Source organism: Rhodoblastus sp., from assembly GCF_019449565.1.
Lineage (GTDB): Bacteria > Pseudomonadota > Alphaproteobacteria > Rhizobiales > Beijerinckiaceae > Rhodoblastus.
The window spans coordinates 54,093-79,921 of sequence record NZ_JAGRPM010000081.1 but is presented as its reverse complement, the minus strand read 5'-3'; the positions used below and the strand labels follow the sequence as shown (position 1 = coordinate 79,921).

28 protein-coding genes are annotated in these 25,829 nt (G+C 63.9%); 17 read left to right on the top strand and 11 right to left on the bottom strand.

Annotated features, from left to right (window positions below; translation table 11 throughout):
- Together QZ409_RS18415 and QZ409_RS18410 are read left to right on the top strand one after the other, a co-directional pair.
- Window positions 1–409: hypothetical protein (locus tag QZ409_RS18415; RefSeq protein ID WP_296714224.1), on the top strand; the 409-nt coding region annotated here is incomplete at its 5' end.
- Window positions 409–780 carry a hypothetical protein gene (locus tag QZ409_RS18410; protein ID WP_296714222.1) on the top strand — a complete coding sequence of 124 codons (372 nt, stop codon included), beginning with the start codon at window positions 409–411 and terminating at the stop codon, window positions 778–780. The genes QZ409_RS18415 and QZ409_RS18410, both read left to right, overlap by 1 nt.
- A 150-nt stretch (window positions 781–930) precedes the next feature.
- Here QZ409_RS18410 and QZ409_RS18405 read toward each other — a convergent pair whose 3' ends face one another.
- On the bottom strand, window positions 931–1,518 hold the full coding sequence (locus QZ409_RS18405; RefSeq protein ID WP_296714220.1) for a hypothetical protein: 588 nt from the start codon (window positions 1,516–1,518) through the stop codon (window positions 931–933).
- 159 nt (window positions 1,519–1,677) lie between these two features.
- On the opposite strand from QZ409_RS18405, the gene QZ409_RS18400 reads away from it, so the two are divergent.
- Window positions 1,678–2,880: a pyridoxal phosphate-dependent aminotransferase gene (locus QZ409_RS18400; RefSeq protein WP_296714219.1), complete on the top strand. Its 1,203-nt coding sequence runs from the start codon at window positions 1,678–1,680 to the stop codon at window positions 2,878–2,880.
- A 20-nt stretch (window positions 2,881–2,900) separates the two neighbouring features.
- On the top strand, window positions 2,901–3,221 hold the full coding sequence (locus tag QZ409_RS18395; protein ID WP_296714218.1) for a hypothetical protein: 321 nt from the start codon (window positions 2,901–2,903) through the stop codon (window positions 3,219–3,221).
- A 2-nt stretch (window positions 3,222–3,223) separates the two neighbouring features.
- On the opposite strand, the gene QZ409_RS18390 is transcribed toward QZ409_RS18395, so the two are convergent.
- From QZ409_RS18390 to QZ409_RS18370, 5 genes are all read right to left on the bottom strand, one after another.
- Entirely contained in the window at window positions 3,224–3,376 is a 153-nt protein-coding gene (locus QZ409_RS18390) for a DUF3309 family protein (RefSeq protein ID WP_296714216.1), read from the bottom strand.
- Between the two features lie 354 nt (window positions 3,377–3,730).
- Window positions 3,731–4,381 carry a haloacid dehalogenase type II gene (locus tag QZ409_RS18385; RefSeq protein WP_296714214.1) on the bottom strand — a complete coding sequence of 217 codons (651 nt, stop codon included), beginning with the start codon at window positions 4,379–4,381 and terminating at the stop codon, window positions 3,731–3,733.
- Window positions 4,382–4,446: 65 nt separating this feature from the next.
- Window positions 4,447–5,088, bottom strand: coding sequence for a 3-oxoacid CoA-transferase subunit B (locus QZ409_RS18380; RefSeq protein WP_296714212.1), 642 nt, complete (start codon window positions 5,086–5,088; stop codon window positions 4,447–4,449).
- A complete protein-coding gene (locus QZ409_RS18375; protein ID WP_296714209.1) occupies window positions 5,088–5,819 on the bottom strand; it encodes a CoA transferase subunit A in 732 nt (243 codons plus the stop codon). The genes QZ409_RS18380 and QZ409_RS18375 overlap by 1 nt, the downstream gene beginning before the upstream one ends.
- Before the next feature lie 78 nt (window positions 5,820–5,897).
- Window positions 5,898–6,806 (bottom strand): methyltransferase domain-containing protein, encoded by a 909-nt coding sequence (locus QZ409_RS18370; protein ID WP_296714207.1) that lies wholly within the window; start codon window positions 6,804–6,806, stop codon window positions 5,898–5,900.
- A 136-nt stretch (window positions 6,807–6,942) separates the two neighbouring features.
- On the opposite strand from QZ409_RS18370, the gene QZ409_RS18365 reads away from it, so the two are divergent.
- On the top strand, window positions 6,943–7,248 hold the full coding sequence (locus tag QZ409_RS18365; RefSeq protein WP_296714204.1) for a hypothetical protein: 306 nt from the start codon (window positions 6,943–6,945) through the stop codon (window positions 7,246–7,248).
- Between the two features lie 56 nt (window positions 7,249–7,304).
- Here the strand turns inward: QZ409_RS18365 and QZ409_RS18360 are convergent, their stop codons facing one another.
- On the bottom strand, window positions 7,305–8,126 hold the full coding sequence (locus QZ409_RS18360) for a universal stress protein (RefSeq protein ID WP_296714202.1): 822 nt from the start codon (window positions 8,124–8,126) through the stop codon (window positions 7,305–7,307).
- Window positions 8,127–8,162: 36 nt separating this feature from the next.
- The gene (locus tag QZ409_RS18355) at window positions 8,163–8,807 is read right to left on the bottom strand and encodes an MBL fold metallo-hydrolase (protein ID WP_296714200.1); all 645 of its coding nucleotides are present in this window, start codon (window positions 8,805–8,807) and stop codon (window positions 8,163–8,165) included.
- A 278-nt stretch (window positions 8,808–9,085) separates the two neighbouring features.
- Between QZ409_RS18355 and phaZ the strand changes: the two genes are divergently transcribed.
- Window positions 9,086–10,360, top strand: a complete 1,275-nt coding sequence (gene phaZ / locus QZ409_RS18350; RefSeq protein WP_296714198.1) for a polyhydroxyalkanoate depolymerase — start codon at window positions 9,086–9,088, stop codon at window positions 10,358–10,360.
- A gap of 65 nt (window positions 10,361–10,425) precedes the next feature.
- On the opposite strand, the gene QZ409_RS18345 is transcribed toward phaZ, so the two are convergent.
- A complete protein-coding gene (locus tag QZ409_RS18345) occupies window positions 10,426–13,974 on the bottom strand; it encodes a NahK/ErcS family hybrid sensor histidine kinase/response regulator (protein WP_296714196.1) in 3,549 nt (1,182 codons plus the stop codon).
- A gap of 126 nt (window positions 13,975–14,100) precedes the next feature.
- On the opposite strand from QZ409_RS18345, the gene mscL reads away from it, so the two are divergent.
- The gene (gene mscL, locus QZ409_RS18340; protein ID WP_296714194.1) at window positions 14,101–14,523 is read left to right on the top strand and encodes a large conductance mechanosensitive channel protein MscL; all 423 of its coding nucleotides are present in this window, start codon (window positions 14,101–14,103) and stop codon (window positions 14,521–14,523) included.
- Window positions 14,524–14,529: 6 nt separating this feature from the next.
- Here the strand turns inward: mscL and QZ409_RS18335 are convergent, their stop codons facing one another.
- Window positions 14,530–15,645, bottom strand: a complete 1,116-nt coding sequence (locus QZ409_RS18335) for an alpha/beta fold hydrolase (protein WP_296714192.1) — start codon at window positions 15,643–15,645, stop codon at window positions 14,530–14,532.
- Window positions 15,646–15,833: 188 nt separating this feature from the next.
- On the opposite strand from QZ409_RS18335, the gene QZ409_RS18330 reads away from it, so the two are divergent.
- From QZ409_RS18330 to tam, 5 genes are all read left to right on the top strand, one after another.
- Window positions 15,834–17,147 carry an ABC transporter substrate-binding protein gene (locus QZ409_RS18330; RefSeq protein ID WP_296714190.1) on the top strand — a complete coding sequence of 438 codons (1,314 nt, stop codon included), beginning with the start codon at window positions 15,834–15,836 and terminating at the stop codon, window positions 17,145–17,147.
- Window positions 17,132–18,115, top strand: coding sequence for a PQQ-dependent catabolism-associated beta-propeller protein (locus QZ409_RS18325; protein ID WP_296714187.1), 984 nt, complete (start codon window positions 17,132–17,134; stop codon window positions 18,113–18,115). The genes QZ409_RS18330 and QZ409_RS18325 overlap by 16 nt, the downstream gene beginning before the upstream one ends.
- 11 nt (window positions 18,116–18,126) lie before the next feature.
- Window positions 18,127–18,882 (top strand): ABC transporter ATP-binding protein, encoded by a 756-nt coding sequence (locus tag QZ409_RS18320; RefSeq protein WP_296714182.1) that lies wholly within the window; start codon window positions 18,127–18,129, stop codon window positions 18,880–18,882.
- Window positions 18,879–19,724: an ABC transporter permease gene (locus QZ409_RS18315; RefSeq protein ID WP_296714176.1), complete on the top strand. Its 846-nt coding sequence runs from the start codon at window positions 18,879–18,881 to the stop codon at window positions 19,722–19,724. The genes QZ409_RS18320 and QZ409_RS18315 overlap by 4 nt, the downstream gene beginning before the upstream one ends.
- Window positions 19,725–19,802: 78 nt before the next feature.
- Window positions 19,803–20,573 (top strand): trans-aconitate 2-methyltransferase, encoded by a 771-nt coding sequence (tam, locus tag QZ409_RS18310; RefSeq protein ID WP_342394858.1) that lies wholly within the window; start codon window positions 19,803–19,805, stop codon window positions 20,571–20,573.
- Window positions 20,574–20,587: 14 nt separating this feature from the next.
- Here the strand turns inward: tam and QZ409_RS18305 are convergent, their stop codons facing one another.
- Window positions 20,588–21,592, bottom strand: coding sequence for a catalase family peroxidase (locus tag QZ409_RS18305; RefSeq protein WP_296714169.1), 1,005 nt, complete (start codon window positions 21,590–21,592; stop codon window positions 20,588–20,590).
- Between the two features lie 133 nt (window positions 21,593–21,725).
- Here QZ409_RS18305 and QZ409_RS18300 point away from each other — a divergent pair, with 133 nt between their 5' ends.
- The 5 genes from QZ409_RS18300 to QZ409_RS18280 are packed head-to-tail and all read left to right on the top strand — an operon-like array spanning window position 21,726 to window position 25,504.
- Window positions 21,726–22,673: a lytic transglycosylase domain-containing protein gene (locus QZ409_RS18300; RefSeq protein WP_296714166.1), complete on the top strand. Its 948-nt coding sequence runs from the start codon at window positions 21,726–21,728 to the stop codon at window positions 22,671–22,673.
- An 18-nt stretch (window positions 22,674–22,691) separates the two neighbouring features.
- Complete coding sequence (locus QZ409_RS18295) at window positions 22,692–23,213, top strand: DUF2948 family protein (RefSeq protein ID WP_296714164.1); 522 nt, start codon at window positions 22,692–22,694, stop codon at window positions 23,211–23,213.
- A gap of 53 nt (window positions 23,214–23,266) precedes the next feature.
- Window positions 23,267–24,562 (top strand): histidinol dehydrogenase, encoded by a 1,296-nt coding sequence (gene hisD, locus QZ409_RS18290; RefSeq protein WP_296714161.1) that lies wholly within the window; start codon window positions 23,267–23,269, stop codon window positions 24,560–24,562.
- Between the two features lie 4 nt (window positions 24,563–24,566).
- The gene (locus QZ409_RS18285) at window positions 24,567–25,055 is read left to right on the top strand and encodes a UPF0262 family protein (protein ID WP_296714158.1); all 489 of its coding nucleotides are present in this window, start codon (window positions 24,567–24,569) and stop codon (window positions 25,053–25,055) included.
- Window positions 25,055–25,504 (top strand): low molecular weight phosphatase family protein, encoded by a 450-nt coding sequence (locus QZ409_RS18280; protein WP_296714156.1) that lies wholly within the window; start codon window positions 25,055–25,057, stop codon window positions 25,502–25,504. Before QZ409_RS18285 ends, QZ409_RS18280 begins: the two co-directional genes overlap by 1 nt.
- Window positions 25,505–25,829: the final 325 nt, after the last annotated feature.

The window sequence follows — 25,829 nt, the reverse complement described above, 5'->3', positions numbered from 1 at the left end:
TGCCCTGAAACGGGATGCCGACGCCGCGATCGAATTTGTTCAAAAAGGCCCCTATAGCCTCGAACAACTGCGCGTCAGTCCTGATGAGAAGGCGTTTTCGTCATTCAGCGAGTTCAAGAAGATTGATCTCGGCAAATATTTTGGTCCGGCCGGCGACGGCTACGAATATCACCACATCGTTGAGCAGAGCGCGAGGGGCGACATTCCGGAAAGCCAACTGCAATCGACAGCGAATATCGTTCGAATTCCGAAACTTTTGCATGAGGAGGTCAACGCGGAATATTCTCGAACGCTTCTCGAGTTCGATGGCTCCTCACGTCGTGCTAGCCTCGATGGCGCTAGCTTTGACGACAAATGGAACGCGGGAATAAGCGTCCTGCAGAAAATCGGGATACTCGTGGGAGACTGATGTCTATGGCGATTAAAGGGTCTCAACCAGCAATCCCCGACCTTGTCGAAGAATTAAAACAATCGGCGATGACATATTATTCTGCGTGCGACGATGAGAATTTTAGGAAACAAAAAGTAGAGGTGAAACACACCAGCAAAATCATTGAGGCCCTCGATTGCTTTGGGGCAGAAGGTCGTCTTGCGTTGGTCCCTCTGCTTGATGACCCCGATCAGGGGATAAGAGTTGTCGCCGCTGCATTTCTCCTCAAGCCCTTCCCCGAACGAGCGATCGCTGCACTCGAGGAGGTTCGGACGGGTCCGACATATTTTCCTAGAATGGACGCATGGAATTTTCTCGAAAGTTACACCAAGGGAAAATGGCGCCGGTAATTTATTCCCGCGCGCAGACTACCGCTTAATGAGCTACAGGGGGCGTTCCATCGATTTGCTGATCGTCGGCATCGGGTCGACATGAGGCGTCCGCCGGTGACGCCGGAAATGTCCCCCTCGAACGAATGCCGTCGTCGGCCAAGCACGCCACTATAAGAATGACCGCCGTCCCGCCAGCAGGCGATAAAGCGCCGCGACTCCGCCGCCCGAAACGGCCTCCATCGCATAGCCGATCTCGGTTTCGCCCAGGCCGATCACCCCCGTGGCGAAGGCGACGGCGACGCTCGTCGCTGCGCCGATGAGCGAAAAGGCGGGAAATCCTGACCAGTTCCGCCAGCCGCAGAATTTCTGGGTCAGCCAGAGATTGGCGGCGAGATTGGAGGCGATGACGAAAATCGACCAGGCCAGCGCAAGCGGCGTGAACCAGCTTCCGGCGAGCTGGAAGACGGCCTTGGCCTGTTCCTCCAGCTGCGGCGGCAAAGCAGCGACCGTGTCATGCGGCTTGCCGAGAAGAGTGAGTGCGGCGACCAGCGCGGTGGTCGCGGCGCAGGCGATGAAGCCGGCGTGGCGAACATGGACCTTGGCGGCGGGGGCCTCCTCGACTGGCGCGGCTTCGGCGCCGAACAGATAGGCGCGCTGCTCGGGCGTCAGCGCGAGATCGCCGCCGAGGGCCTGAACCGGCGCGGCGTGTTTTGGTGCGGCGGAGCCTCGGCGGCCGAAGGAGGCGGGCTTGTTCATGACTCCATTCTGGCCGAGAAAACTTGCCAAAGCTTTTCGTCCTGGCTTCGCTTTTGCGCGTCACGCGGCGAACGCAGGGCGGCCGCCGAAATTCGGCCTTCCCTTTTTCACGCTCCGCACTATGGTCCCGCGCCAAACCGCAACCGCAAGGGCATAAAAATGGGCTTTCTCGCCAACGCGCTCTCTCGTGTAAAACCCTCCGCCACCATCGCCGTGACGCAAAAAGCGCGCGAGCTGAAGGCGCAGGGCCGCGAGATCATCAGCCTTTCCGTCGGCGAGCCGGATTTCGACACGCCGGACAATATCAAGGCGGCGGCGATTGACGCGATCCGGCGCGGCGAGACCAAATATGGCCCGGTGGCCGGAATCGTCCCGCTGCGCGAGGCCATCGCGCAAAAGTTCAAGCGCGAGAACGGGCTGGACTACAAACCGACAAGCTGCATCGTCGGCACCGGCGGCAAGCAGATCCTGTTCAACGCGCTGATGGCCAGCCTCAATCCGGGCGATGAGGTGATCGTCTCGGCGCCCTATTGGGTGTCCTATCCCGAGATCGTCGCGCTCTGCGGCGGCAATGCCGTCATTGTCGAGACGCGGTCCGAGGATTCCTACAAGCTGCAGCCCGAGGCGCTGGAGCGGGCGATCACGCCGCGCACAAAATGGGTGATCTTCAATTCGCCGTCCAACCCATCCGGCGCGGCCTATACGCGCGACGAACTGAAGGCGCTCACCGACGTTTTGCTGCGCCATCCGCAGGTCTGGGTGCTGACCGACGACATGTATGAGCATCTGGTCTATGGCGATTTCGTCTATACGACGCCGGCGCAGGTCGAACCCGCGCTTTACGACCGTACGCTGACCATGAACGGCGTCTCCAAGTCCTATGCCATGACTGGCTGGCGCATCGGCTACGCGGCGGGGCCGGACAAGCTCATCAAGGCCATGGACATGATCCAGGGGCAGCAGACCTCGGGCGCCTGCTCCATCGCGCAATGGGCGGCGGTCGAGGCGCTGAACGGTCCGCAGGATTTCATCGCCGAGAGCCGCAAAATCTTCGAGGGCCGACGCGATCTCGTCGTCTCCATGCTGAACCAGTCGAAGTTCCTCTCAGCCCATCGGCCCGAGGGCGCCTTCTATGTCTATCCGTCCTGCGCCGAGGCGCTGGGCAGGACCTCGGCGGGCGGCAGGAAGATCGAGACGGATGTGGATTTCGTCACGGCGTTGCTGGAAGAGCAGGGTGTCGCGGTGGTGCAGGGCTCGGCCTTCGGCATGGGGCCGAATTTCCGCGTCAGCTACGCCACGTCCAACGAGGCTCTTGCCAAAGCCTGCGCGAAAATTCAGGCTTTCTGCGCTGATCTACGGTAGGACGGGCATTGGAGGCGGCTATGTGCGCTAAGTTCTGGAATGTTCTCGCGATTTTTGGCGTCATGACTCTGGCCGGCGCGCGAATCGATGCCGCCGAGGCCGCCAATATCGCCATGGGAACGCCCTATCAGGAATTGCGCCCGCAATTGCTGGCCGAAGGATGGAAGCCCAACACCGGCTATGGTTTGAAGCTCGCCAATGGCAAGCCGATGCATCGTTTTCCGGAAGTTTTGTGCGGCATGGAGCAATGCCGCGCCAAATGGCGCGACGCCTCCGGCGCCGAGCGCGCGATCATGCTCAATCGCGGCGGTCCGACTGAGGATTACCGCGTCGCGCAATAAATTCAGCCGATTTTCGTGAACAGGGCGGCGGCGAGAATGAGCGCGCCCACGAACAGGCTGGGATGATAGCCCCATCGCGACGAATGCGGCCAGGTCGGCAGCGTCGCGAAGAAGGCGAGAATCAAGGCGGCGATCAACAAGGTTCCAAAGGACATGGCGGCCTCCTCGAGGCGGCGACGTCCGGCGCTGCTTGTCGTTTTGGTCCGCCAAACCCCGCGCCTGGGCGAGCCGTTAGCGGTCGTTTCATCGGCCTGAACGCGCAAGTTCGGGCAAAGTTCCCCGATGACCCTTTGATTTGGCAGAGTTTTTCCAGGGCGCCGCGACGCCTGCAAAATTTATGATGCGGCGCAATAAAAATCGCCTTGACTATTTGTGCGCCGCAACATAAATTCAAAACCGTAGCGCAAGCGGTGCTTGTGCTGCAGCCCTCCTTGGGCGTTTCCTCCCTAGACTTGGGCCGCTGGTTCGACCAGCGGCCTCTTTTTTTGCCTGATCACGCCTCTGGCGAGTCAGAGCTCCGATAGCGTCGCAATGACGCGCGCAGGCAGCAGGTCGCGATATTCGTCGGGCGCTCCGGCGCGGTTGACCCAGACGGTGCGGAAGCCGAATTTCGTCGCGCCCGCGATGTCCCAACGATTGGACGACTGGAACGAGACCTGTTGGGGCTCAATGCCATAGCGCGCACCCACCAACCGGTAGATTTCCGGCGCGGTCTTGAAGCGGCCCAGAAAATCAGCGGAAAGCGATTCGTCGAGCAGATCCTGCAAGCCAGCGGAAGCGATGGCGCGCGAGAGCGCGCGGGGCGTGCCATTGGAGAGAATCACCGTTTTCGCGCCGCGATCGCGCAGGGCTTTCAGGGCCGGGGCGGCGTCCGGAAAGGCGTCGAGCGTTTCATAGGCTTCCAGCAGGGCCGCGCGCGCTTGTGGGGAAATGCCGCCGCAGCGGGCGGCGGCGAAGTCCAGCGCCTCTTCGGTCAGGGCGTCGAAATCGCGATAGGCGCCCATCAAGCTGCGCGTCCAGGTATATTCCAGCTGCTTCATGCGCCAGAGTTCGGACAGGCGCGCGGCTTGCGGTCCAACGAGATCGCCGTGCCGGGCGACGGCCGAATGCACATCGAACAGTGTGCCGTAAGCGTCGAAGACATAGAGGGGAAAGGTCATGCCGCCCCAGCTTCTTGCGTCCTGTTGGACGACGCGCCACGGTCGGCGCGTCGTCCAGGTTGTATTTACAGCGCGACGGTAAATGTCGCTTCCGTCTTGGACTTGATCTCTTCCACAGTCACGCCATCGGCGAGTTCGATCAGCTTGGCGCCGCCATTGCCGTGCTTGTCGATGGAGAACACGCCGAGATCGGTGATGAGCAGGTCGACGACATGCGAGCCGGTCAAAGGCAGGTTGCATTTATGGAGGAATTTGGCGCCGTCCTTGGCGACATGCTCCATCACCACCACGACCTTCTTGACGCCGGCGACGAGGTCCATCGCGCCGCCCATGCCCTTCACCATCTTGCCCGGAATCATCCAGTTGGCGAGGTCGCCGTTCTCGGCGACCTGCATCGCGCCCAGGATCGACAGGTCGATATGGCCGCCGCGAATCATGGCGAAGGAATCGGCGGAGGAGAAATAGCTTGTCGTCGGCAATTCCGTGATGGTCTGCTTGCCGGCGTTGATCAGGTCGGCGTCCTCTTCGCCCTCATAGGGGAAGGGACCCATGCCGAGCATGCCGTTCTCGCTTTGCAGCTGCACGCTCATGCCGTCGGGGATGAAATTGGAGACCAGCGTCGGAATGCCGATGCCGAGATTGACATAAAAGCCGTCGCGCAGCTCTTTCGCCGCGCGGGCGGCCATTTGATCGCGTGTCCAGGCCATCAGACTTCTCCTCCCGCGGCCGCCGCCGGGCTGGTGTGTTTGCGCGTGGTGCGCTGCTCGATATGTTTGGTCGGGTTCGAAACGTGGACGATGCGCTGCACGTAAATGCCGGGAGTGTGGATCTCGTCGGGGTTCAATTCGCCCGCCTTGAACAGGTGCTCGACCTCGGCCACGGTGATCTTGCCGGCGGTCGCCATCATCGGGTTAAAATTGCGCGCCGTTTTGCGGAAGATGAGATTGCCCTCGGTGTCGCCCTTCCAGGCGTGAACGATCGAGACGTCTGCGACCAGCCCCGTCTCCATCACGTAATTCTCGCCGTTGAAAGCGCGGGTTTCCTTGCCCTCGGCGACCAGGGTGCCATAGCCGGTCTTGGTGAAGAAGGCCGGGATGCCCGCGCCGCCGGCGCGGATGCGCTCGGCGAGCGTCCCCTGCGGGTTGAATTCGATCTCCAGCTCGCCGCCGAGATATTGCTGCGCGAACAGCTTGTTCTCGCCGACATAGGACGAAATCATCTTCTTGACCTGGCGGGTCGCGAGCAGCACGCCAAGGCCGATGCCGTCCACCCCGGCATTGTTGGAGATGAATGTGAGGTTCTTCGCGCCAGATTCCTTGACCGCTTCGATCAGGGCCTCGGGGATGCCGCACAGGCCGAAGCCGCCAGCCATCAGAACCATGCCGTCCTTCACCAGTCCGGCCATGGCGGAACTGGCGTCTGGATAAACTTTTTTCATGGGCGAATCCCGTATTTTGGACTTTTTGCCCTGCAACCATAGAGCCGCCACGCTTGGCGGTCCAGACGCCCGATAAGCCTAGATTTTACGCAGGACGACAGACCATCCCGGCACGTCCGCGCCGCGATCCTTGCGGGTGACGGCGGGGGCTAGCTCAAGCGTCGCAAAGCCCGACGGCGCCGCGCAGGCGCGCAGATAGGCTTCGCTGTGAGAGAATCGCATGTCGGCGCCGACGCGATAGCCGTCATGTTCCTGGCTTTGCGCGGTAAAGGCGAACAGACCGCCCGGCTCCAGAACGCGCGAAACGGCGGCGAACACCGGCGCGAGGTCGCCGATATAGACGAAAACATCCGCCGCCGCCGCCAGATCGGCGCTGCGCACCGGCTCGGCGGAGAGAAAGTCGAGCAGGTCCGCGGCGAACAGGCGGTCATAAATTCCCTTGCCGCGCGCCTGTTCGATCATGGCGGGCGAGAGATCGATTCCGGTGAGGCGCTTCGCCTTGCCCCGAAAGGCCGCTCCGAACAGGCCGGCGCCGCAGCCAAGATCGAGCGCATGGGCGAAGATGCGGCCGGGCGCGGCGCGCGAGAGGGCGGCGTCGAGGATCTCCGGCCCGCGATAGGCGAGCGCCTCCACCAGATGACGGTCGAATTTCGCCGCATATTGATCGAACAGGGTCTTCACATAGGCGCGCGGCGCCGTCGCGGGGCTTTCCCCGGTCAGAAAGGCGAGATGCAGGCCGGCGCCGCCAATGTCGGCGGGGTCCAGCGCCAGGGCCTTGCGAAAGGCGGCGACGGCTTCATCGCGCCTCTGCAGCGCCTCCAGCGCCTCGCCGAGGCCGCGCCAGCCGGGCGCCCAGTCAGGGGCCAGTTCCAGCGCCTGCGCGAAAAGATCGCGCGCGGCCTCGAAATCGCGCGATTCCAGCGCGCCGACGGCCCATTGGTAGCGGCGGTCGGCGGCGAGATCGCCGGAAGAGCCGGTCACGACCATGCTATTGCCCCATTCGACTGGAAAAAGGGAACGGAATGCGCCACAATCTGTTCAGAAACCATTCAGCCGGTTGCGCGCAATTTGGCTTCAACAAGCTTTTGCGCCGGGAAGCAACCTTTTCGTGAGGAGAGCGAATATGACCATTTCACTGAAATCGACCGCGGTCGCGGCATTGGCCGCGCTCTCGCTGAGCGCCGCCTTTGCGACGCCTGCCGCAGCCTGGTGCAACGGCTGGGGCTGCGGCGGTGGCTATAACGCCGGTCCGGCCGTCGCCGCTGGCGTCCTTGGCGGCATGGCGCTCGGCGCCGCCGCGGCTGGCGCGGCAAATGGCCCTTATTACGCCGCTCCTGCTTACGGCGGCGGGTGCTGGGTCGAGCGTCGCCCGGTCTATGACGACTGGGGCAATTACATTGGCCGCCGCCGCATCCGCGTCTGCGAATGACGCAGGCCTGAGGCCAGCAAAAAGCCCCGCTCGCGCGGGGCTTTTTTTGTTGGATCTCAATGCGAGAACAGCACCGGCAGGGTCATGTGCTTGAGCATGTAGCGCGACCCGCTGCCGCGCGAGAACAGAGGATAGCCGCCGCCGCCGAAGGCGCCGATCGCCAGAAGATCGGCGCCATGGTCGGCCGCGCGGTTGAGCAGAGCGTCCATGAGGCCGATTTCGCTCAAAGCGAGCTGTTCCGGCAGCGCGGAAATCTTGTGCGCCGCGAGTTGCGCGACGGCAAGGCGCAATGATTCCTTCTGATAGGCGAAGCCCTGGGCGTCTTCGGGCTTGGAAAGACCGACGACGAGCGCTTCGGCGGCCGGGGCGGCCAGCATCATGCCGTCATAAAAGCCGCGCGCCGATGAGCGCGAATCGGACCAGGCGAAGACCGGCCGCGTCCCGACCTGGCCGAACGTCCCGGCAAAGGGCAGAACCAGCACCGGGCGCCCGGCATTGATGATCAATTGCTCGGCGAAGTCGGGCGGGGTCAAGGAATCGTCGGATGCGCGCTGGCCGAGCACGATCAAGTCGAAATGGCGCGCAAAATCGGTCGCCAGCCTGACGACTTCGCCCTCATCGCCTCGGTTGAGGTCCTGCCATTCTGCGTCGAGGCCGGCGGTCGCGGCGGCGAAACCGGCGCGGCTGGCCTTGGCGGCTTCGGCATAGTCGTGCGGCGGCCATTCCGCGACCAGGCCGATCTGATGGGCCTGAGCAGTCTGGGCGAACAGGCCGGTCAGTCTGGCGTTTTGCGCGCGGGCGATGTCAGCGGCGAGTTTGAGTCGCGCCGCAGTGCGCTCGCCGCTGTCGAGGTGAACGAGAAGATTGCAAAGAGGCATGGGAGATTTCTTTCCGCCCGGCTCGCAGACGCGAGATCAGGCCAGTTGCTGAAGAAATGGGTTGTGCAGCCTTTCGGCGCCGATCGTGCTGAGAGGGCCGTGGCCGCTGATGAAGGTCATGGCGTCGTCGAGGGTCAGCAGTTTCGTCTTGATCGACTTCATGAGGGTCGCGTGGTCGCCGCCGGGGAGATCGGTGCGGCCGACCGAGCCTTCGAACAATACGTCGCCGACGAGGCAAAATTGCATGGGTTCGTTGATGAAAACGACGCTGCCCGGCGTATGGCCCGGGCAGAATCGCACGTCGAGGCTCGCCTCGCCGAAGACGGTCGTGTCGCCCTCTTCCAGCCAACGATCCGGAGACACGTTGCGGCAGGCGAAACCAAAGCGCGCCGAAGCGGCTTCGAGGCTGTCGAGCAGGAACTTGTCGGCGATATGCGGCCCCTCGATCGGGACGCCAAGGATTTCCCGCAGTTCCGCAGCGCCGCCGGCGTGATCGGCGTGGCCATGGGTGAGGAAGATCTTCTCGACCTGCGCGCCGGTCTGTTCGATGGCGCGTCGAATCAGCGGCACGTCGCCACCGGGATCGACCACCGCAGCCTTCTTGGTCGCCTCGCAGATCAGGATCGTGCAGTTCTGTTGAAACGGCGTGACCGGAACGATGGCGACCTTCACTTGCGACATAAAACTCTCCCTCGGCCGCCATAATAGCGGCTGCCGCGCGCCGGGGCCAGAGCATTGCTTCATATCTGGCCGCCCAAACCTTAGCTGGCGCCAGCGCAAATTGTTTTCGATCCGCAAACAATAGGTTTTTCGTCCTCCTCCTAAAGCATTAAGTGAGGTGACTTTGCTACGGACGCGGCTTTCTTCTACACTTCGCGGTTCGCATTCAGGGGTAACCCGCGATGCTGTTCATCCGCGCGCCGACTTGAGCCGGCGCCGGAGGGGAGAGTGATGGCAAGATGAACCGGCATGCGTATCATTTCTTTGAGATGGCTCAATTAGCCATGGCTCCGGCGCGCGCGCTTTCGGATTTTACCCGCATCGCGTTCAAGCATCCGGTCAATCCATTCTCCTACACGGCCATCGGCCGCAATCTCGCGGCCTCGGCGGAATTGTTCGAGCGCGTGACCCGCCGCTACGGCAAGCCCGCCTTTGGCATCGACAAGACGGTCGTCGCCGGCCAGGAGGTCGCGGTCGAGCAGGAGATCGTCTGGATTCGGCCGTTCTGCCAGATGGTGCATTTCAAGCGCCATCTGCCGCTGAACGCCCCGCATCAGTCGCGACTGCTGATCGTCGCGCCCATGTCGGGCCATTACGCGACGCTGCTGCGCGGCACCGTCGAGACCTTCCTGCAAACCCATGACGTCTATATCACCGACTGGGTTGACGCGCGGCTCGTCCCGCTGAGCCTCGGACGTTTCGATCTCGACGATTATATCGATTACGTCATCGAAATGTCTGAGTTCCTAAGCAAGTCGGGGCATTCCCCGGTTCACCTGCTCGCGGTCTGCCAGCCCTCCGTTCCGGTGCTGGCCGCCATGGCGCGCATGGAAGCGGAGAACAATCCCCATGTTCCCGCCTCGATGACCCTCAAGGGCGGTCCGATCGATACGCGCCGCAGCCCTACGGCTGTGAACAAGCTTGCCGAGAAGCGCGGGCCGCAATGGTTCCGCAGCAATTGCATCCATGTCGCGCCCTTCCCCTATCCGGGCGTCGGCCGCGAAGTCTATCCAGGCTTCCTGCAACTGTCCGGATTCATGGCGATGAATTTCGATCGCCACGTCAACGCCCATTATGAAATGTTCAACCATCTCGTCCAGGGCGATGGCGACTCGGCGGAAAAGCACCGCGAATTTTATGACGAATATCTTGCGGTGATGGACCTGACCGCGGAATTCTACCTCCAGACCATCGACACGGTTTTCGTGCATCACTCCCTGCCCAAGGGCCAGATGAAACATCGCGAATACCCGGTCGAGCCCGCCGCGATCCGCCGCGTCGGGCTCATGACGGTCGAAGGCGAAAAGGACGATATTTCGGGCGTTGGCCAGACCGAGGCGGCGCAGGATCTCTGCATTAATATTCCCGACGATATGCGCATACATTATGTGCAGAAGGACGTCGGCCATTACGGCGTGTTCAACGGCTCGCGCTTCCGCAAGGAAATCGCGCCGCGCGTCTGCGCGTTCCACGCCCGTGTCGAGGCTGTTCTCGAAGCGAAAAAGTCGTCCTGATCGCGGCTGTGCGGCCGCTCATACCCTGGCGAAGGCTCACAGGTTTTCACCTGTGAGCCTTGACTTCAGTCCTGCGTAACGGGCGCCGCCGCCGCGCGCCATTGTGCGAGCAGGGCGCGCAATATCGCCGGTTTGAGCGGCTTGTTGAGCACCATCAAGTCCTTCGCGGTCGCGCGCTCTCGCATCTCGTCCGAGCGGTCGGCGGTGATCAACGCGGCCGGAACGCCCGGACCGAATTTCCAGCGCAGCGCGACAATGGCGTCCACGCCGTCGCCCTCGTCGAGATGGAAATCCGCGAGAATGGCGTCGGGCGCGCGCTTCTGGCGCGCGAGCTCCGCCAAAGCCTCGCGGTGGTTGGCGGCGACAATCGGCGCGCAGCCCCAGGCGGAGAGCAGCGAGCGCATCCCGTCGGCGATCAGCTTGTCATTATCGATCGCCACCACCGTCATGTTGATGAGCGGCGACTGGCGCGTGGCGGTCGCGGGCCGCGCGTCGCGGCTGGCGACCAGCGGCGGCGGCGCGGCAATCGGGGCCGTGACTGCGAAGACCGAACCTTTTTCAGGCGCGGAACGCAATGTGATCGGGTGGCCGAGCACGCGGGCCATGCGCTCGACGATGGAGAGGCCGAGACCAAGCCCTGGCTCTGCGCCCGCCGTCTCCAGCCGTTCGAACTCGCGGAACACGCGTTTCTGTTTCTCGGCGGCGATGCCCATGCCGGTGTCCCATACCTCCAGCCGGACCTTGCCGCGCAAATGCCGCGCGCCGACCAGAACACGGCCCTCGCGGGTATATTTGAGCGCGTTCGAGATCAGGTTCTGCAGCAGGCGCCGCAGGAGTCGAGGATCGGAGCGCACGGCCAGCGAGCAGCGCATGAAGGTCAGCTTGAGGCCCTTTTTTTCGGCCAGAGGCGCGAATTCGATCCTGAGCTGGCGGAACAAATCGTCCACGCGGAAATTGCTCAATTCCACCTTCATCGCGCCGGCGTCCAGGCGCGACATTTCCAGCAAGGCGGAGAAAATATCCTCCACCGCTTCGAGCGCAGAATCGACATTGCGCGCGAGCGCTCCGGTTTCGCCCGCAGGGGCGCCGGCGGCGGCGCGCTGCATCATGGTCGCGGAATAGAGCCTGGCGGCGTTGAGCGGCTGCAATATGTCGTGGCCGGCGGCGGCGAGAAAGCGCGTTTTGGAAATATTGGCCTCTTCGGCCTCCGCCTTGGCGCGCGCCAGTTCGCCATTGAGCCGCGTGAGCTGCTCGGTGCGCTCGCGCACGCGCCGCTCCAGCGATTCATTGGCGGCCTCCAGCGCCTGTTCGGCGGCGAATTGGTCGGTCACGTCGGTATAAGTGACGACGAGCCCGCCATCGGGCATGCGAGCCGAGCGCGTCTCGATGACCCGGCCCGAAGTCGCAAGCGGCACGCGGAACGGCTCGGTGTTGGTAAGCCGCTCCAGGCGCCCGGCGACCAGTTCGTCGACCGGGCCGTCGCCATAGAGGCCACGCTCGGCGTTGAAGCGCAGAATGTCGTCGAGCGCGACGCCGGTGCGGGTGAAATTCCCGGGCAGATCGAACATGTCGCGGAATTCGCGGTTCCAGCAGGTCATGCGGAGATCGGGATCGAAGACGGAAATGCCCTGGCGCGCGAAATCCAGCGCATGTTGCAGAATGTCGCGATTATAGAGCAGGGCGGCGGAGGCGTCGTCGACCAGCCGCAGCGCCGCCGCGCTTGAAACATTGCGCCGCCGCAACAGCAGGGACAGCACGAGGCGGGACGACGCCGCGCCGATGGCCGAAGCCAGCAGATGCTCGGACAGGCGAAGCAAGTGGATATCGGCTTCCGCGCGCGGATCATAGGCGTGGCCCCGGCCGATGCAGAAATTTTCGAAGGCCTCGCGCGTGCGTTGCGCGCCGAGATAGCGCGCGACGGTGGCCTCGACTTCGGCGGCGGTGACGCTGGTGCGCCAGAGCCGGAACGCCTGCGCCATGGGCGCGGCGTTCTTGCCGACGAAAATATCCGCCTGCAGGCGTTCGATCGGCGTTGGCCGGCGCACCAGCGAGAAGGCGACATAGGCGAGGCTGTTGCCCAGCAGGCTCCAGAACACGCCGCGAACCAGCGAGGACATCTGAAGGTTGAAAATATCGGGCGAGGGCAGGTCGGGCCGTGGCGGGAACTGCGCGGCGGCGATGATCCTCTGCATCACGCCGGCGTCGAGCGAAGGCGCGAGCAGCATGAAGGCCCAGATGGTCGCGCCGGTGATCAGGCCGGCGATGGCGCCAAGAGCCGTGCCGCGCCGCCAGACCAGGGCGCCAACGAAGGCGGGACCGAATTGCGCGACGCAGGCGAAGGACAGAATTCCGATCGAGGCGAGCAGCGTCTCGCCCGTTAGCCGGTAATAGCCGAAGGCGAGCAGCAGGACGACGAGAATGGCGGCGCGCCGAACGCGCAGGATGCGGCGGCCGGCTTCGCCTTCCGCGACCAGCCGCGCCCTTCCATTCCGCCAGCGGCCAACCCGCAGCAACAGCGGCAGCACGAGATTGTTCGACACCATGATCGAAAGCGCGACCGACTCGACAACGACCATGGCGGTCGCGGCGGAAAGACCCCCGAGCATGGCGATGAGCGTAATCGGGCCGTTCTCGGCGTCGATCGGCAAAGCCATGACGCTGACGTCGCGGTCCAGCACGTCGGGAAACAGGATCAGCCCGGCGATGGCGAGCGGCACGACGAAGAAATTGATCGCCAGCAGATAGAGCGGAAAGACCACCGCGGCGGAGGGGATGTCGCTCTCGTCGCGGTTTTCCACGACGGCGACATGGAATTGCCGGGGCAGCAGCATCATCGCGCCGCTGGAGAGCAGAGTCAGCGTGACCCAGACCGAGAGATCGGGCGGAGCGGCGAGCACGGCGCGGATGCGTGGGCTGGAGGCGGCGCGCTGGAAAAGGTCGCCCAGACCGTCGAACATCCACCAGACGACGAAAGCGCCGACGACGAGAAAGGCGAGCAGCTTGGCGACCGATTCAGCCGCGATGGTGACCATCAGGCCGTTCTGGTGCTCGCCGGCGTCCACGCGCCGCGTGCCGAAGGCCATGGCAAAGAGCGCAAGCAAAATCGCCACGCCAAAGGCGAACCTGTCCGGCCACGCCGATGGCGGGGGCGGATCGAAGGGCGCGGCATGGCCGAGGCCGATGACGAGGGTCGCGGAAATGGCCTTGAGCTGCAAGGCGATATAGGGAATGAGCCCGATGACCGCGATGATCGCCGCAACGGCGGCGACGGCCTCCGATTTGCCATAGCGCGCGGCGAGGAAATCCGCGATCGAGGTGATGTTCTGCGCGCGGGAGATCCGCGCCACCCGCGCGACCACCGGCCAGCCGAACCCGAACACCAGCATGGGGCCGATATAGATCGGCAGAAAATCGAGACCGTTGGACGAAGCGAGACCAACCGAGCCAAAGAAAGTCCAGGACGTCGTATAGACGCACAGCCCCAGCGCATAGACGATCCGGCGCTGCGTCCTGCCCGAGAAACGCCGGGCATGACGGTCGGCATAGACCGCCAGCGCCAGCAGGCCGAGAAAATACAGCAACGTCAGAACTATATTGATCCAGCTCGGCGGCATGAGGCTCCTGGCGCCGTTCCAATCCGGCGACTTTCATCGTTTTTCCGCGCATTGACCATAAGCGCGGGCTCGGCTTAGCTTGTCGAAGCGCTGATATGGCGCGCCGGACAGGGGGATTGTATCGGCATGTTCGAAGAATTCAAAAAATTCGCCATGCGCGGCAACGCGCTGGACCTTGCCGTCGGCGTCGTCATCGGCGCGGCTTTCGGCAAGATCGTCAGTTCGCTGGTGGACGACCTGATCATGCCGATCATCGGAGCGGTCACGCCCGGCAATCTCGACTTCTCCAATTATTACATCGCGCTCAGCACCAACATCGCCAATCATCCAGCCTATGCCGACGCCAAGAAGGTCGGCGCGGCCTTCGGCTATGGCGCGTTCCTGACCGCCCTGCTGAATTTCCTGATCGTCGCCTTCGCTTTGTTCCTTCTTATTCGCGCCGTCAACAAGATCGCGGCGACCAAGGCGGAAGCGCCCGCCGAGCCGGCTCCGCCGCCGCGAGAGGAAGTCTTGCTCGAGGAAATTCGCGACCTGCTGGCCAAACGCTGAGCCGACTCAGGGAGCGCCGAGCCAGGCGGTCACGTCCGGCCAAAGCCCTTCCAGCGCGCGACTTCCGAGAAACAGATGAAGATGGCCGCCGGGGACGATGACCTCGCGGATCGACTTCGCGGGCGTCCCCACCAGGCGAGCGCAAGCGAGTGTCTGCTCCGGCGCCGTGACCTCGTCGTCGCGCGCGGCGATCAGGAAGAGCGGGCGGCGAATGTCGTGAAGGTCGATCTTCTTGCCGAGGGCGACGAATTCGCCGCGTGCGAGCTGGTTCCCCTTGTAGAGCCTTTCGACCACTTCGAGATAATAGACGCCCGGCAGGTCGAGCGGGCTCTCGCTCCAGGCCTGGAACAGATCCGCCTGGGCGGCGAAACGCTCGGAATCGAGCGGGAGATCGCTCTGCAACAGGTCGTGAATCTGCTCTGGAGTTTCGGCCATCAGGCCCCATAATCGCTGGGCCCGCGAACCGCAGGCAAGACCCTCGCCGAGTTCCACCAGCTCGTGAAAGGTTTCCATCGGCGTCGAGCGCGCGAGGGCGGACAGAGGCGAATCGACGATATGGGTGTCGACCGGCGCGGCGGCGACGACAAGCCGGCCCGCCTTGGCCGGGAAGCGCGCCGCATAGATCAGGCCCAGCCAGCCGCCCTGGCACATACCGACGAAATCGCAGCGCGTCCCGATCTCATCGACCATGACATTGAGGTCGGACAGGTAATCGTCGATGCGGCGAAAGGCCTGCGTCCGTCCAGCCGAAAGCCATTCGACGAGATAGACCGGACCGCCGCCGGCGAGCAAGCTCGCAATGAGGCTGTGGCCTTCGCAGAGATCGGCGATGCGCGCGTCATGCAGGGCAAAGGGCGCGCAGACCAGAACAGGGCGCGGCCCGTGCCACTTGGACCCTTGGCGCTTGGGCGCCGGACCAAACCGGCGCAGGCGCGCCGAATCCAGTTGCAGGACGATCTCGTTCGGCGTCGCCCAGACCGCCTCGCGTTGCGGCATTGGCTCGGGCGGCGCGCGTAGTCCCTCCAGCATCCCGCGTGCGAGAAAGGCGCCCGCCTCCGCCGCAAAAACGCCCGGCCAGAGCAGCTTCATCCATTCCGTCCCAAGATCGGTTTTGCGCGGCATGGCCGCTATGTGACATGAAAAAGAGCGTATGTGACACTCTTATTGTTGCGGCGGGAAAAGCGATCCGCTTCGCAATTGCCATAAGGCGCCGGGAAGCGGCTGTTGCGGTCCCGGCGCGCAAGCGGCTAAATTCGCGGCGCGGAACAAAAAATTGCATAATGGCCGCGCGGCAGGGAGACGCCTTGGACATGAAATATCGCCGGCCCCAGGCCCCGGCCGCCTCGCCGTGGCGATCCCACGCCTTGCGGGGCGTCCTGCTTTCGCTGGCCTTGTCATCCGTCGCCTTGGCTGGCGTGGCGCCGGCTGTCGCGCAGAACGCGCCGCAATCTAATTCCGCCAAGTCCGCGGAGCCCGCCAACTCCGCCGAGTCCGTCGATCCCGCCGCGCGGAAAATCGTCATCGGCTATTTGCGCCGCGCCGAAAAAGGCTCGGCGGTTTCACGGTTACAGCTGCCGGCGGAAAATGACGGCGAGGCCGGCGCCCTGGCGGGGATCGACGACGACAACGCCTCCGGCGAATTCCTGGGCCAGAACTTCAGCCTGGTCACGCGCCGCCTGAAGCCGGGCGAGGACGCGGCGCAGGCCCTGGGCGAACTGGCCGGGCAGGGCGTTCAATTCGTGATCGCCGACCTTCCGGCGGGCGCCCTCGTCAATGCAGCGGACATTCCCGCCGCGGCCAAGCTCCTGATCTTCAATGTCGGCGCGCCGGACGACATCCTGCGGGAGGAATTCTGCCGCGCCAATGTCGTCCATGTCGCGCCGACGCGCTCAATGCTTGCCGACGCGCTGGCGCAATATCTGATCTGGAAGCAATGGCGCAAATGGTTCTTCGTCGTCGGCTCGCATCCCGAGGACAGGCTCTGGGCGGACGCCCTCAAACGCGCGGGCGCGCGCTTCGGAGCGAAATTCGTCGAGGAACGTATATTCGAGGATCACGGCGGCGCGCGGCGCTCCGACAGCGGCGTCGCGCTGGTGCAGAAACAGATCCCGACCTTCACCCAGGGGGTGGCCGCCTATGACGTGCTGGTCGCCGCCGACGAAAACGCGGTCTTCGCCGATTATCTGCCCTTTCGCACCTGGGACCCGCGCCCGGTGGCGGGTTCGGCTGGCCTCGTTCCAACGTCCTGGGACGCCTCCAACGAGCAATGGGGCGCGACGCAATTGCAGCAGCGGTTCGAGCGCAAGTTCGGCCGTCCGATGACCCCGCTCGACATGAATTCATGGACGGCGGCGCGGATGATCGGCGAGGCCGCCGCTCATGATGCGGCGGATGACGCCGCCGCGATGAAGGGATATTTCCTTTCAAAAGATTTCGCGCTCGCCGCCTTCAAGGGTCAGAAGCTGACGCTGCGCGACTGGAACCTGCAATTGCGCCAGCCCATCCTGCTGTCCGATGGCCGCAATGTCGTTGCGACCTCGCCGCAGGAAGGCTTCATGCACCAGTTCTCGGAGCTGGATACTTTGGGCTATGATCGACCGGAGTCGAAATGCCGCTTCAAATGAAACGCCTCGCGCTGGCTCTGGCGATCTCAGCCGCGGCGACGCCCGCTTGCGCCTTCGACGCCTTCGTCACCAATGAAAAGGGCAATAGCGTTTCGGTCATCGACACCGAGACGCTGACGGTGAAAAAGACCATTCCAGTCAGCCAGAGGCCGCGCGGAATTGTCGTCAGCCCCGACAATAAAAGGATCTATGTCGCGCTCGGCGATTCCGACACGATCGCGGTGATTGATCCGCAGACTTATGCCGTGGTCGAGGACTTTCCGGCGGGGCGCGATCCGGAGCGGGTCGACATTTCGCCGGATGGCAAGACGCTCTATGTCACCAATGAAGACAGCAACTTCCTGACCTTCTTCGACGCCGCGACCAAGGAGCGGATTGGCGGCGTGCGCGTCGGCGTCGAGCCGGAGGGGCTGGCGGTGAGCCCCGACGGCAAGCTGATCGTAGCCACCACCGAGACGACGAACATGGCGCATTTCGTCGACGCCGCGAAGCGCAAGACCCTGGCCAATGTGCTGGTGGATGCTAGGCCGCGCATGGCCGCCTTCACCCCGGACGGCGCCGAGGTCTGGGTCTCGGCGGAGATCGGCGGCGATGTGGTCATCGTCGATTCCGCGACCTTCAAGATCAAGGACCGCGTGAAATTCGAAGTTCCAGGCCTGCGCTCGGAAAATGTCCAGCCGGTGGGAATCAATATTTCGCGCGACGGCAAGCTCGCCTTCGTCTCGCTGGGGCCGGCCAACCGCATCGCCGTGGTGGACGTGAAGACGCGGCAAGTATTGAAATATCTGCTGGTGGGGCAGCGAGTCTGGCATGCCGCCTTCACGCCCGACGAGAAATATCTGCTGACGACCAATGGCATTTCCAATGACGTGTCGGTGATCGACGTCGCGGCGCAAAAGGTGGTCAAATCCATCCAGGTCGGCGAATCGCCCTGGGATCTGGCCATTCCGGGCGCCCCCAAACCATGAGCGCCGCAAAGATGAGTGAAGCCATCCCCGCGCTGGAATTGCGCCATGTCAGCCATCATTACGGCGCGCGGCAGGCCCTGGACGACGTCAGCTTCGACGTCGCGCCCGGCTCCTTCTGCGTTTTGCTCGGCCTCAATGGCGCCGGCAAGAGCACCTTGTTCTCGCTCATCACGCGGCTGTTCGCCCTGCAGAAAGGCGAAATCCGCCTGCTTGGCCTCGACCTGACGCGCCATCCCGGCGCGGCTTTGGCGGAACTCGGCGTGGTGTTCCAGTCGCGCACGCTCGATCTCGACCTGTCGGTGGCGCAGAATTTCTACTATCACGCCGCGCTCCACGGCATCGGCCGGAAGGAAGCGGATGAACGCACGTCCGAGCTTCTGAAAGCCGTGGGTCTCGCGGACCGGGCGAAGGACAAGGTGCGCAACCTGTCCGGAGGCCAGATGCGTCGGGTCGAAATCGCCCGCGCCCTGCTGCATCGCCCCCGACTGCTGGTACTGGACGAGCCGACCGTCGGCCTCGACATTGGCGCACGCGCCGATATTCTCCTGCTGGTGCGCGGGCTGATCGCGCGCGAGGGCATGAGCGTTTTGTGGGCGACGCATCTGACCGACGAGATCGAGCCGGGGGATTCCGTGGTCGTGCTGCACAAGGGCAAATTGCGCGCCGAGGGCAAGGTCACGGACCTGCTGGCGAAAACCGGGCTCGCCGACATGAGATCGGCCTTTGTCGCCTTGATCGCCGAGACTGAAACACGGGGCGCCGCATGAGCATCGAAGCCGCCGCGCCCCGGCGCCTGACGCCAGCCGCTTATTTCATCTGCCTCAAGGGCATTTGCTGGCGCGAGGGCCTTCGCTTCCTGCACCAGCGCGAGCGCTTCATCTCCGCCCTGGTGCGCCCGCTGGTCTGGCTGTTCATTTTCGCCGCCGGCTTCCGGCAGGTGCTGGGCGTCTCCATCATCCCGCCCTATGACACCTACGTTCTCTATGACGTCTATATCACGCCCGGCCTGATGGCGATGATCCAGCTTTTCAACGGCATGCAGTCGTCCCTGTCCATGGTCTATGATCGCGAGATGGGAAATATGCGGGTGCTGCTGCTCAGCCCCTTCCCGCGCTCTTTCCTGCTGTTCGGCAAGCTCATCGCGGGCACGCTGGTCTCGGTGTTGCAGGTCTATGCCTATCTCGTCATCGCCTGGTTCTGGGACATCCAGCCGCCGCCGCTGGGCTATCTCACCGTGCTGCCGGCGCTGATCCTGGTCGGGCTGATGCTCGGCGCGCTCGGCATGCTGCTGTCCTCGCTCATCAAGCAGCTCGAGAATTTCTCCGGCATCATGAATTTCGTGATCTTCCCGATGTTCTTCGCCTCATCCGCGCTTTATCCGCTGTGGCGGGTGCAGGAGGGCAGTCCGGCGCTCTATTATGTCTGCCAGATCAATCCCTTCACTCATGCGGTCGAGCTAATTCGCTTCGCGCTCTATGGCCAGATGAACTGGCTCGCCTTCGCGGTCACGGCGGGCTGCGCGTTCGTCTTCATGTCCGCCGCCATCCTGGCCTATGATCCGTCGCGCGGATTGATGGCGCTGCGCGGGGCGCCGGGCGCAGGGGCCTGAACAGCGCGGAAGTTTGAATGGTATTTTAATCTATCAAAATAGTAGACAAATATCGGACGGCGGCGTTAATTTCCCATGATGACCGATTGGGATTGCGAACTTTACCTCAAGTTTGAACGCGAGCGGGCGCAGGCGGCGCGCGACCTGATCGCGCGCATCCCGCCCTTGGCGCCGAGGAAAATCGTCGATCTCGGCTGCGGCCCGGGCAATAGCGCCTCCATGCTCACGCTGCATTTTCGCGGCGCGGATATTCTGGGAATTGACACGTCTGGCAATATGCTGGCGGCGGCGCGGGAGCGCCTGCCCGTCGCGCGCTTCATTCAGCAGGATCTGAAGGAGTGGGAGGCGGATGAAAAAGTCGATCTCATATTTTCAAACGCCGCGCTGCATTTCGCGCCAGATCATCACAAGCTGCTGCCCCGGCTGATGTCGTTCCTGAATCCGGGCGGCGTTCTCGCTGTGCAGATGCCGAACGTGCTGCAGGATGCGGCCCACGCCCTGATGCGCATGGTGGCGGTGGACGGGCCCTGGTCGGACCGTCTGGCGCGGGTGGCGAAAACGCGGGCGATCATCGGTTCGCTCGACGATTATTACAGCTGGATCGCGCCCCATTGCCAAACGATCGATCTCTGGCAAACCACTTATGTCCATCCGCTCGATGGCCATGACGCCGTCGTGGACTGGTTCGTGGGATCGGCCTTGCGCCCCTTCCTCAATGAACTCCAGGAGGACGAAATTCCCGCCTTTCTCGCGCAATATCGCCGCGAGCTGGAAATGGCCTATTCGCCACAATCCGACGGGCGGGTATTGCTGCTCTATCCGCGCCTGTTCTTCGTCGCCCGGAAATAGTTTTTTCCGTCGCGCTATTTGCTCTTTTCCTCAAGCCTCCGGCCCAGTGAAACGGCATAGGCGGGTGATCTATAGGCGAGAATGGGGTCAGGCGAGGCCTCGATCCCGGGGCTGAGAAGATTGGGGTCGAACATCACGTCCTCGCAGGTCCCGGCCGAGCCTGCGCCCGCCTTGGCCAGCGTCAGCACGCCCGCCTTGATCTCGCGGCGCTCGGCCGGCCAGAGCAGCGTCGGGTTGTCGGTAGGGTCGCCGGCCTCGCCAAGCGTCACGATCATGTCCCATTCGACCGGCCCGCTCTTCAGGCGCTCGGTCAGCTTCGCCTCCAGGAAATCCGGCGGCGCCGCCTTCATTTCGTCGGCGGTGAGCGCCTTGGCCCCGTCGCGCGGCTCGAAACGCCATTTCACCCAATGCCCCTGTTTGGAAGCATCGACGAAATTAAAGGCATGGATGCTGAAATAAGGGGTCTCGGCATAGGAGGGCGGTGGATTGTGGCTCTTCAGCCAGTTCGTGAGAGGTTGGGCGTCGGGATGGTCGGCAAAATAGGCTTTCAGCTTGTCCGGATCGGGCTTTCCCGTCGCCGGGTCGGGCGCGCTGACGACCTGCCGCTCAAAAAAGCTGCGTACCGTCGCGGCCGCGAAGACCGGGACATTCAGCATGACCATGTCCTGCAACGCGCCGCCGGGGAGCGTGATTTGCAGGGCCAGGCCGCGCGGCGACGGCGCGGCGTCGCTCGCCGCCGGATTGGGGCCGGCGATGGAGAAGCGAAACAGGACCGGATCGGACGCGCCGGAAAAGAGTGGTGAGCTGGACAACGCCGCCGCCTCCGGGCTTCCCTTGAACGCGCCCTCGCCGCAAAAGCCCTTGCCGTGATTGCGGCGCAGGCCCTTGTGGACGCCGGTGATGTTCTGGATGGCGTCAACCATTTCGTCGGGCGACGGGTCGTCCGCCGCGAAGGCGGAGGGCGCGGCGGCGCCCAGCAGAGCAGCGGCGCAGATCAGACGCAAGGGCAGTGGATTCATCATTACCTCCCCGGATTCCTTAGGTCTGAAGCTAGCAGATTTGTGCGGCCGGCGGCAGGGGGAAGCGCGCCGCGCGGATCGGTCGCAACGCTCCCGCCTTGCCAAAGCCATTATTTCGCGGCAAAGACGCCTTATGACGCAACGACTGCCGCGACTGATCTTTTTCGCCGCCCTTGCCTTGCAAGGAGCCAGCCCCGTGCGCGCCGCGCCGCCGAAGCATCCGCCCGCGCCTCCGGTGCGGCCGGCATTCCCGGACGATCCGCCCCCGGAATCACTGGCGAATGGCGTCTCGCAGCAATATGCCCCGCAGCAGGCGGCGCAATATGCGCCGAACCCAACCGTCTCGGAGGGGCCTTTCGGCGCGCTGTTTGCGCCGTCGCAACAAGCCTTCGCCCAGCCCGCGCCGACGGCCTTCGCCCCGCCGGCCCCGACCCAGCCTCGGCAGGCTCAGTCCGTTCCGGCTCAGCTCGCGCCGTCCCAGCCTCAGCCTGCGCCCGCCGCATCGGTCCAAACGGCGTCCTTGCGGACCCAGTCGCTGGACGCCGGGCCCGCGGATTATCCCCAGGCTCCCGTGGATTTGCGCCGGGATCGAGACGAGGAGGTCGCCGGCTTCTCGATCGCGGAAAAGGCCGGGCTGGCGGACATGACGCGCAAATATGCGCGTCAGCATGGCATTCCGTTGGCGCTGCTTCATCGAATCATCATGCGCGAGAGCAAATATTGCCCCCGTCTGGTCAACCGGCGATATTTCGGCCTGATGCAGATCACGCCCGCGACGGCGCGCTCGATGGGCTATCACGGCTCGCCGAAGGGTCTGCTCGATCCTGAGACCAATCTGGCCTATGCCGCGCCTTATCTCGCCAACGCCTGGGCGCTCGCCGACGGCGACATGGATCGCGCGGTGCGCCTTTATGCGTCCGGCTATTATTACACCGCCAAGAGCAAGAAAATGCTCAGCCAGATGCGTGACGCCAGCTCGCCGCCGGTCCAACCGCCCATGCAGAGCATCGCCGCCGCGCCTCCGCCGCCCCGGCAGCCGGGCAATATCTTCGAGGCGATGTTCAGCTCGCCCAACCAATAGGCCGCCGAGGCGCCCGTCATGACGCAGGACAAGGACAGCGGGGCGCCGGCAGGACGCGATCTGCGTCGCGATCTACGTCTCATGGCCTGCGATTCCGAGGATCTCGCGGTGCTTGCCGCTCATGTCCAGGACGCCATCCTGCGAGTCGGCGACATGATCTACCTGCCGAAAGAAAAGCGTTTCGTCCTGTCGATGAAGCGGTTCGACTGGCTCAGCGCGGTCGAGGGCGCGCCGCAGCGCACGCAGGCGGGCCTGCATTTCGAACATGTGCGCAAGGCCTCGCTGCAGGGCTTCCGGCAGGACCGGCCCGATGACATCCTTTATCTGCTGAGCCTTGAATTCATCCCCGGCGACGCGCCCTCCGGCAGCGTGGACCTGGTCTTTTCCGGCGGTTGCGCCGTTCGCCTCGAAGTCGAATGCCTTGAGGCGCGCATGGCCGATCTCGGCCCGCGCTGGCGCGCGCGCCATGCGCCGGGGCATGGCGAGGGAGGCAAGAGCGGCAAGGGCGAGAAGAGCGGCTCTGATCCCGGCGGCGCTTGACAAAAAGAGGCCGCCGCCTACAAACCGCTCCCCTATCCTCCAGGAGAATTCCGATGCCGTTCCGGCTCGACGCCGCCGCCGCCGATTTCGGCGAAAAATTCGAAAAGCTTCTGCATATGAAGCGCGAGACGGCGGAAGATGTCGATGCGATCGTCCGCGACATCATCGCGGATGTGATCGCGCGCGGCGACGCGGCCCTGATCGACTATTCGCGCCGTTTCGACCGCATCGAGCTGACCCCCGAAACCTTGCGCATCTCGCGCGCGGAAATCGAGGCCTCGGTCGCCGCCTGCCCGAAGGAGCAAATCGCCGCGCTTGAGCTGGCGCGCGACCGCATCGTCGCCTTTCACGAAAGGCAGCGCCCGAGCGACCTGCGTTTTACCGACGATGCGGGCGTGGAGCTTGGCTGGCGCTGGAGCGCGGTCGAATCCGCCGGCCTCTATGTGCCGGGCGGCACGGCTTCCTATCCTTCCTCGGTGCTGATGAACGCCATTCCGGCGAAAGTGGCGGGCGTCGAGCGCCTGGTCATGGTCGCGCCGGCGCCCGACGGCAAATTGTCGCCGCTGGTGCTGGCGGCGGCCCATATCGCCGGGGTGGACGAAATCTATCGCATCGGCGGCGCGCAGGCCGTCGCGGCTCTGGCCTATGGCACGGAAACCATCGCGCCGGTGGTCAAGATCGTCGGGCCGGGCAATGCCTTCGTCGCCGCCGCCAAGCGCCGCGTGTTCGGCCAATGCGGCATCGACATGATCGCCGGCCCGTCGGAAGTGCTGATCCTCGCCGACAAGACCGCCAATCCGGAATGGATCGCCATCGACCTGCTGGCCCAGGCCGAGCATGACACGGCGGCGCAGAGCATCCTGATCACCGACGACCGGGCCCTGGCCGATGCGGTCGAGGCGGCGGTCGTCGCGCGGCTCGAAACCCTGCCGCGCCGGGCCATCGCGGAAAAGAGCTGGACCGAACTCGGGGCGGTCATTGTGGTGGACAAGCTGGCGCAGGCTCTGCCGCTCGCCGACCGCATCGCCGCCGAACATCTCGAAATCATGGCGGTCAACGCCGAGGAGCTGCAAGCGGGCGTGCGCAACGCCGGGGCCATTTTCATCGGCGCCTATACGCCCGAGGCGATTGGCGATTATGTCGGCGGCTCCAACCATGTGTTGCCAACGGCGCGGTCCGCGCGCTTCTCTTCCGGCCTCAATGTGCTGGACTTCATGAAGCGCACTTCGCTGCTGAAATGTTCGCCCGAGAGCCTGCGCGCCATCGGCCCCTCGGCGGTCGTGCTCGGCCGGGCGGAGCGTCTCGACGCACACGCCTTGTCCGTGGCTCTGAGACTTGAGCAGGCATGAGGCCATGCAGCATCTCGACAGCCTGCGCCGCAACCGGCTGATCAACATCACGCTCGACGAGGCGTCGATTGGCCGCGGCAGTCCCGACCAGGAGCACGAGCGGGCGATCGCGATCTATGACCTGATCGAGGAAAACGCCTTCGCCTTGCCGGGCCACGTCAGCGGCCCCTACCAGCTTCATATCGGGCTGCACGAGTCCAAGCTCGCCCTGAACATCCGGGACGAGGAGGGCGAGCCGATCATCGCCCACATCCTGTCGCTCACGCCCTTCCGCCGCATCCTCAAGGACTATTTCATGATCTGCGAGAGCTATTTCGCGGCGATCCGCACCGCCAGCCCCTCGCAGATCGAGGCGATCGACATGGGCCGGCGCGGCCTGCACAATGAGGGCGCGCAACTGCTGGCCGAACGGCTGCGCGGCAAGATCGAATGCGATTTCGACACCGCGCGGCGCATCTTCACGCTCGTCACAGCGCTGCATTGGAAAGGCTGATGCCGACAGCTTCGCGTCCCGGCGCGGTTCTGTTCGCCTGCACCATGAACAGCGTGCGTTCGCCCATGGCGGAGGGCCTCTCGCGCCTGCTGTTCGGGCCGAGCCTCAAGGTCGCCTCCGCCGGCGTGCGCGCGCTGGACATGGACGGCTTCGCGCTTTGCGTGATGGCCGAGGCGGGAATGGACATGATGAGCCATGTCGCCCGGACCTTCGACGAGGTCGATCTGGCGCAATATGAGCTGATCGTGACGCTGTCGCCCGAGGCTCATCACCGCATGTTGGAGCTGACGCGCCACCTCGACATTCCGGTGGAATATTGGGCGACGGAAGACGTCACCCATATCGACGCGGCCCGCGACCAGAAGCTCGAAGCCTATCGCAGCGTCCGCGACGCCCTGATGCAGCGGATCAAGGACCGTTTTGGATGGCGGCCGATGGGGAGCGTGTGAGACTGCGAGGCGCTGTGTCAGGCTGGTCCGCGTTCGCTCGGATCTGACGGACAGGAGGCGATGTGGAATGTTGTCGAGGCGGCGGCGTCGCACACCATTTCGTTCCAACAATTCAGCCGGAAGCTGACGGCCGGCTCGCTAACCATAAGGTGAAAAATGTGCCTGCAATAGGCGCAGCCATGTGGTTGGCGGCTCATCCGTCGGCTAGCCAATACTGCGTAAGCGGTATAATTTGTTGCCGAAGGAAAGCCAAGGCAACCGAAATGGGGGCTGAGGTCAATCGCTGAATGACGCATTCTTTGTGGTCGTGCCGGCGATGCTCATG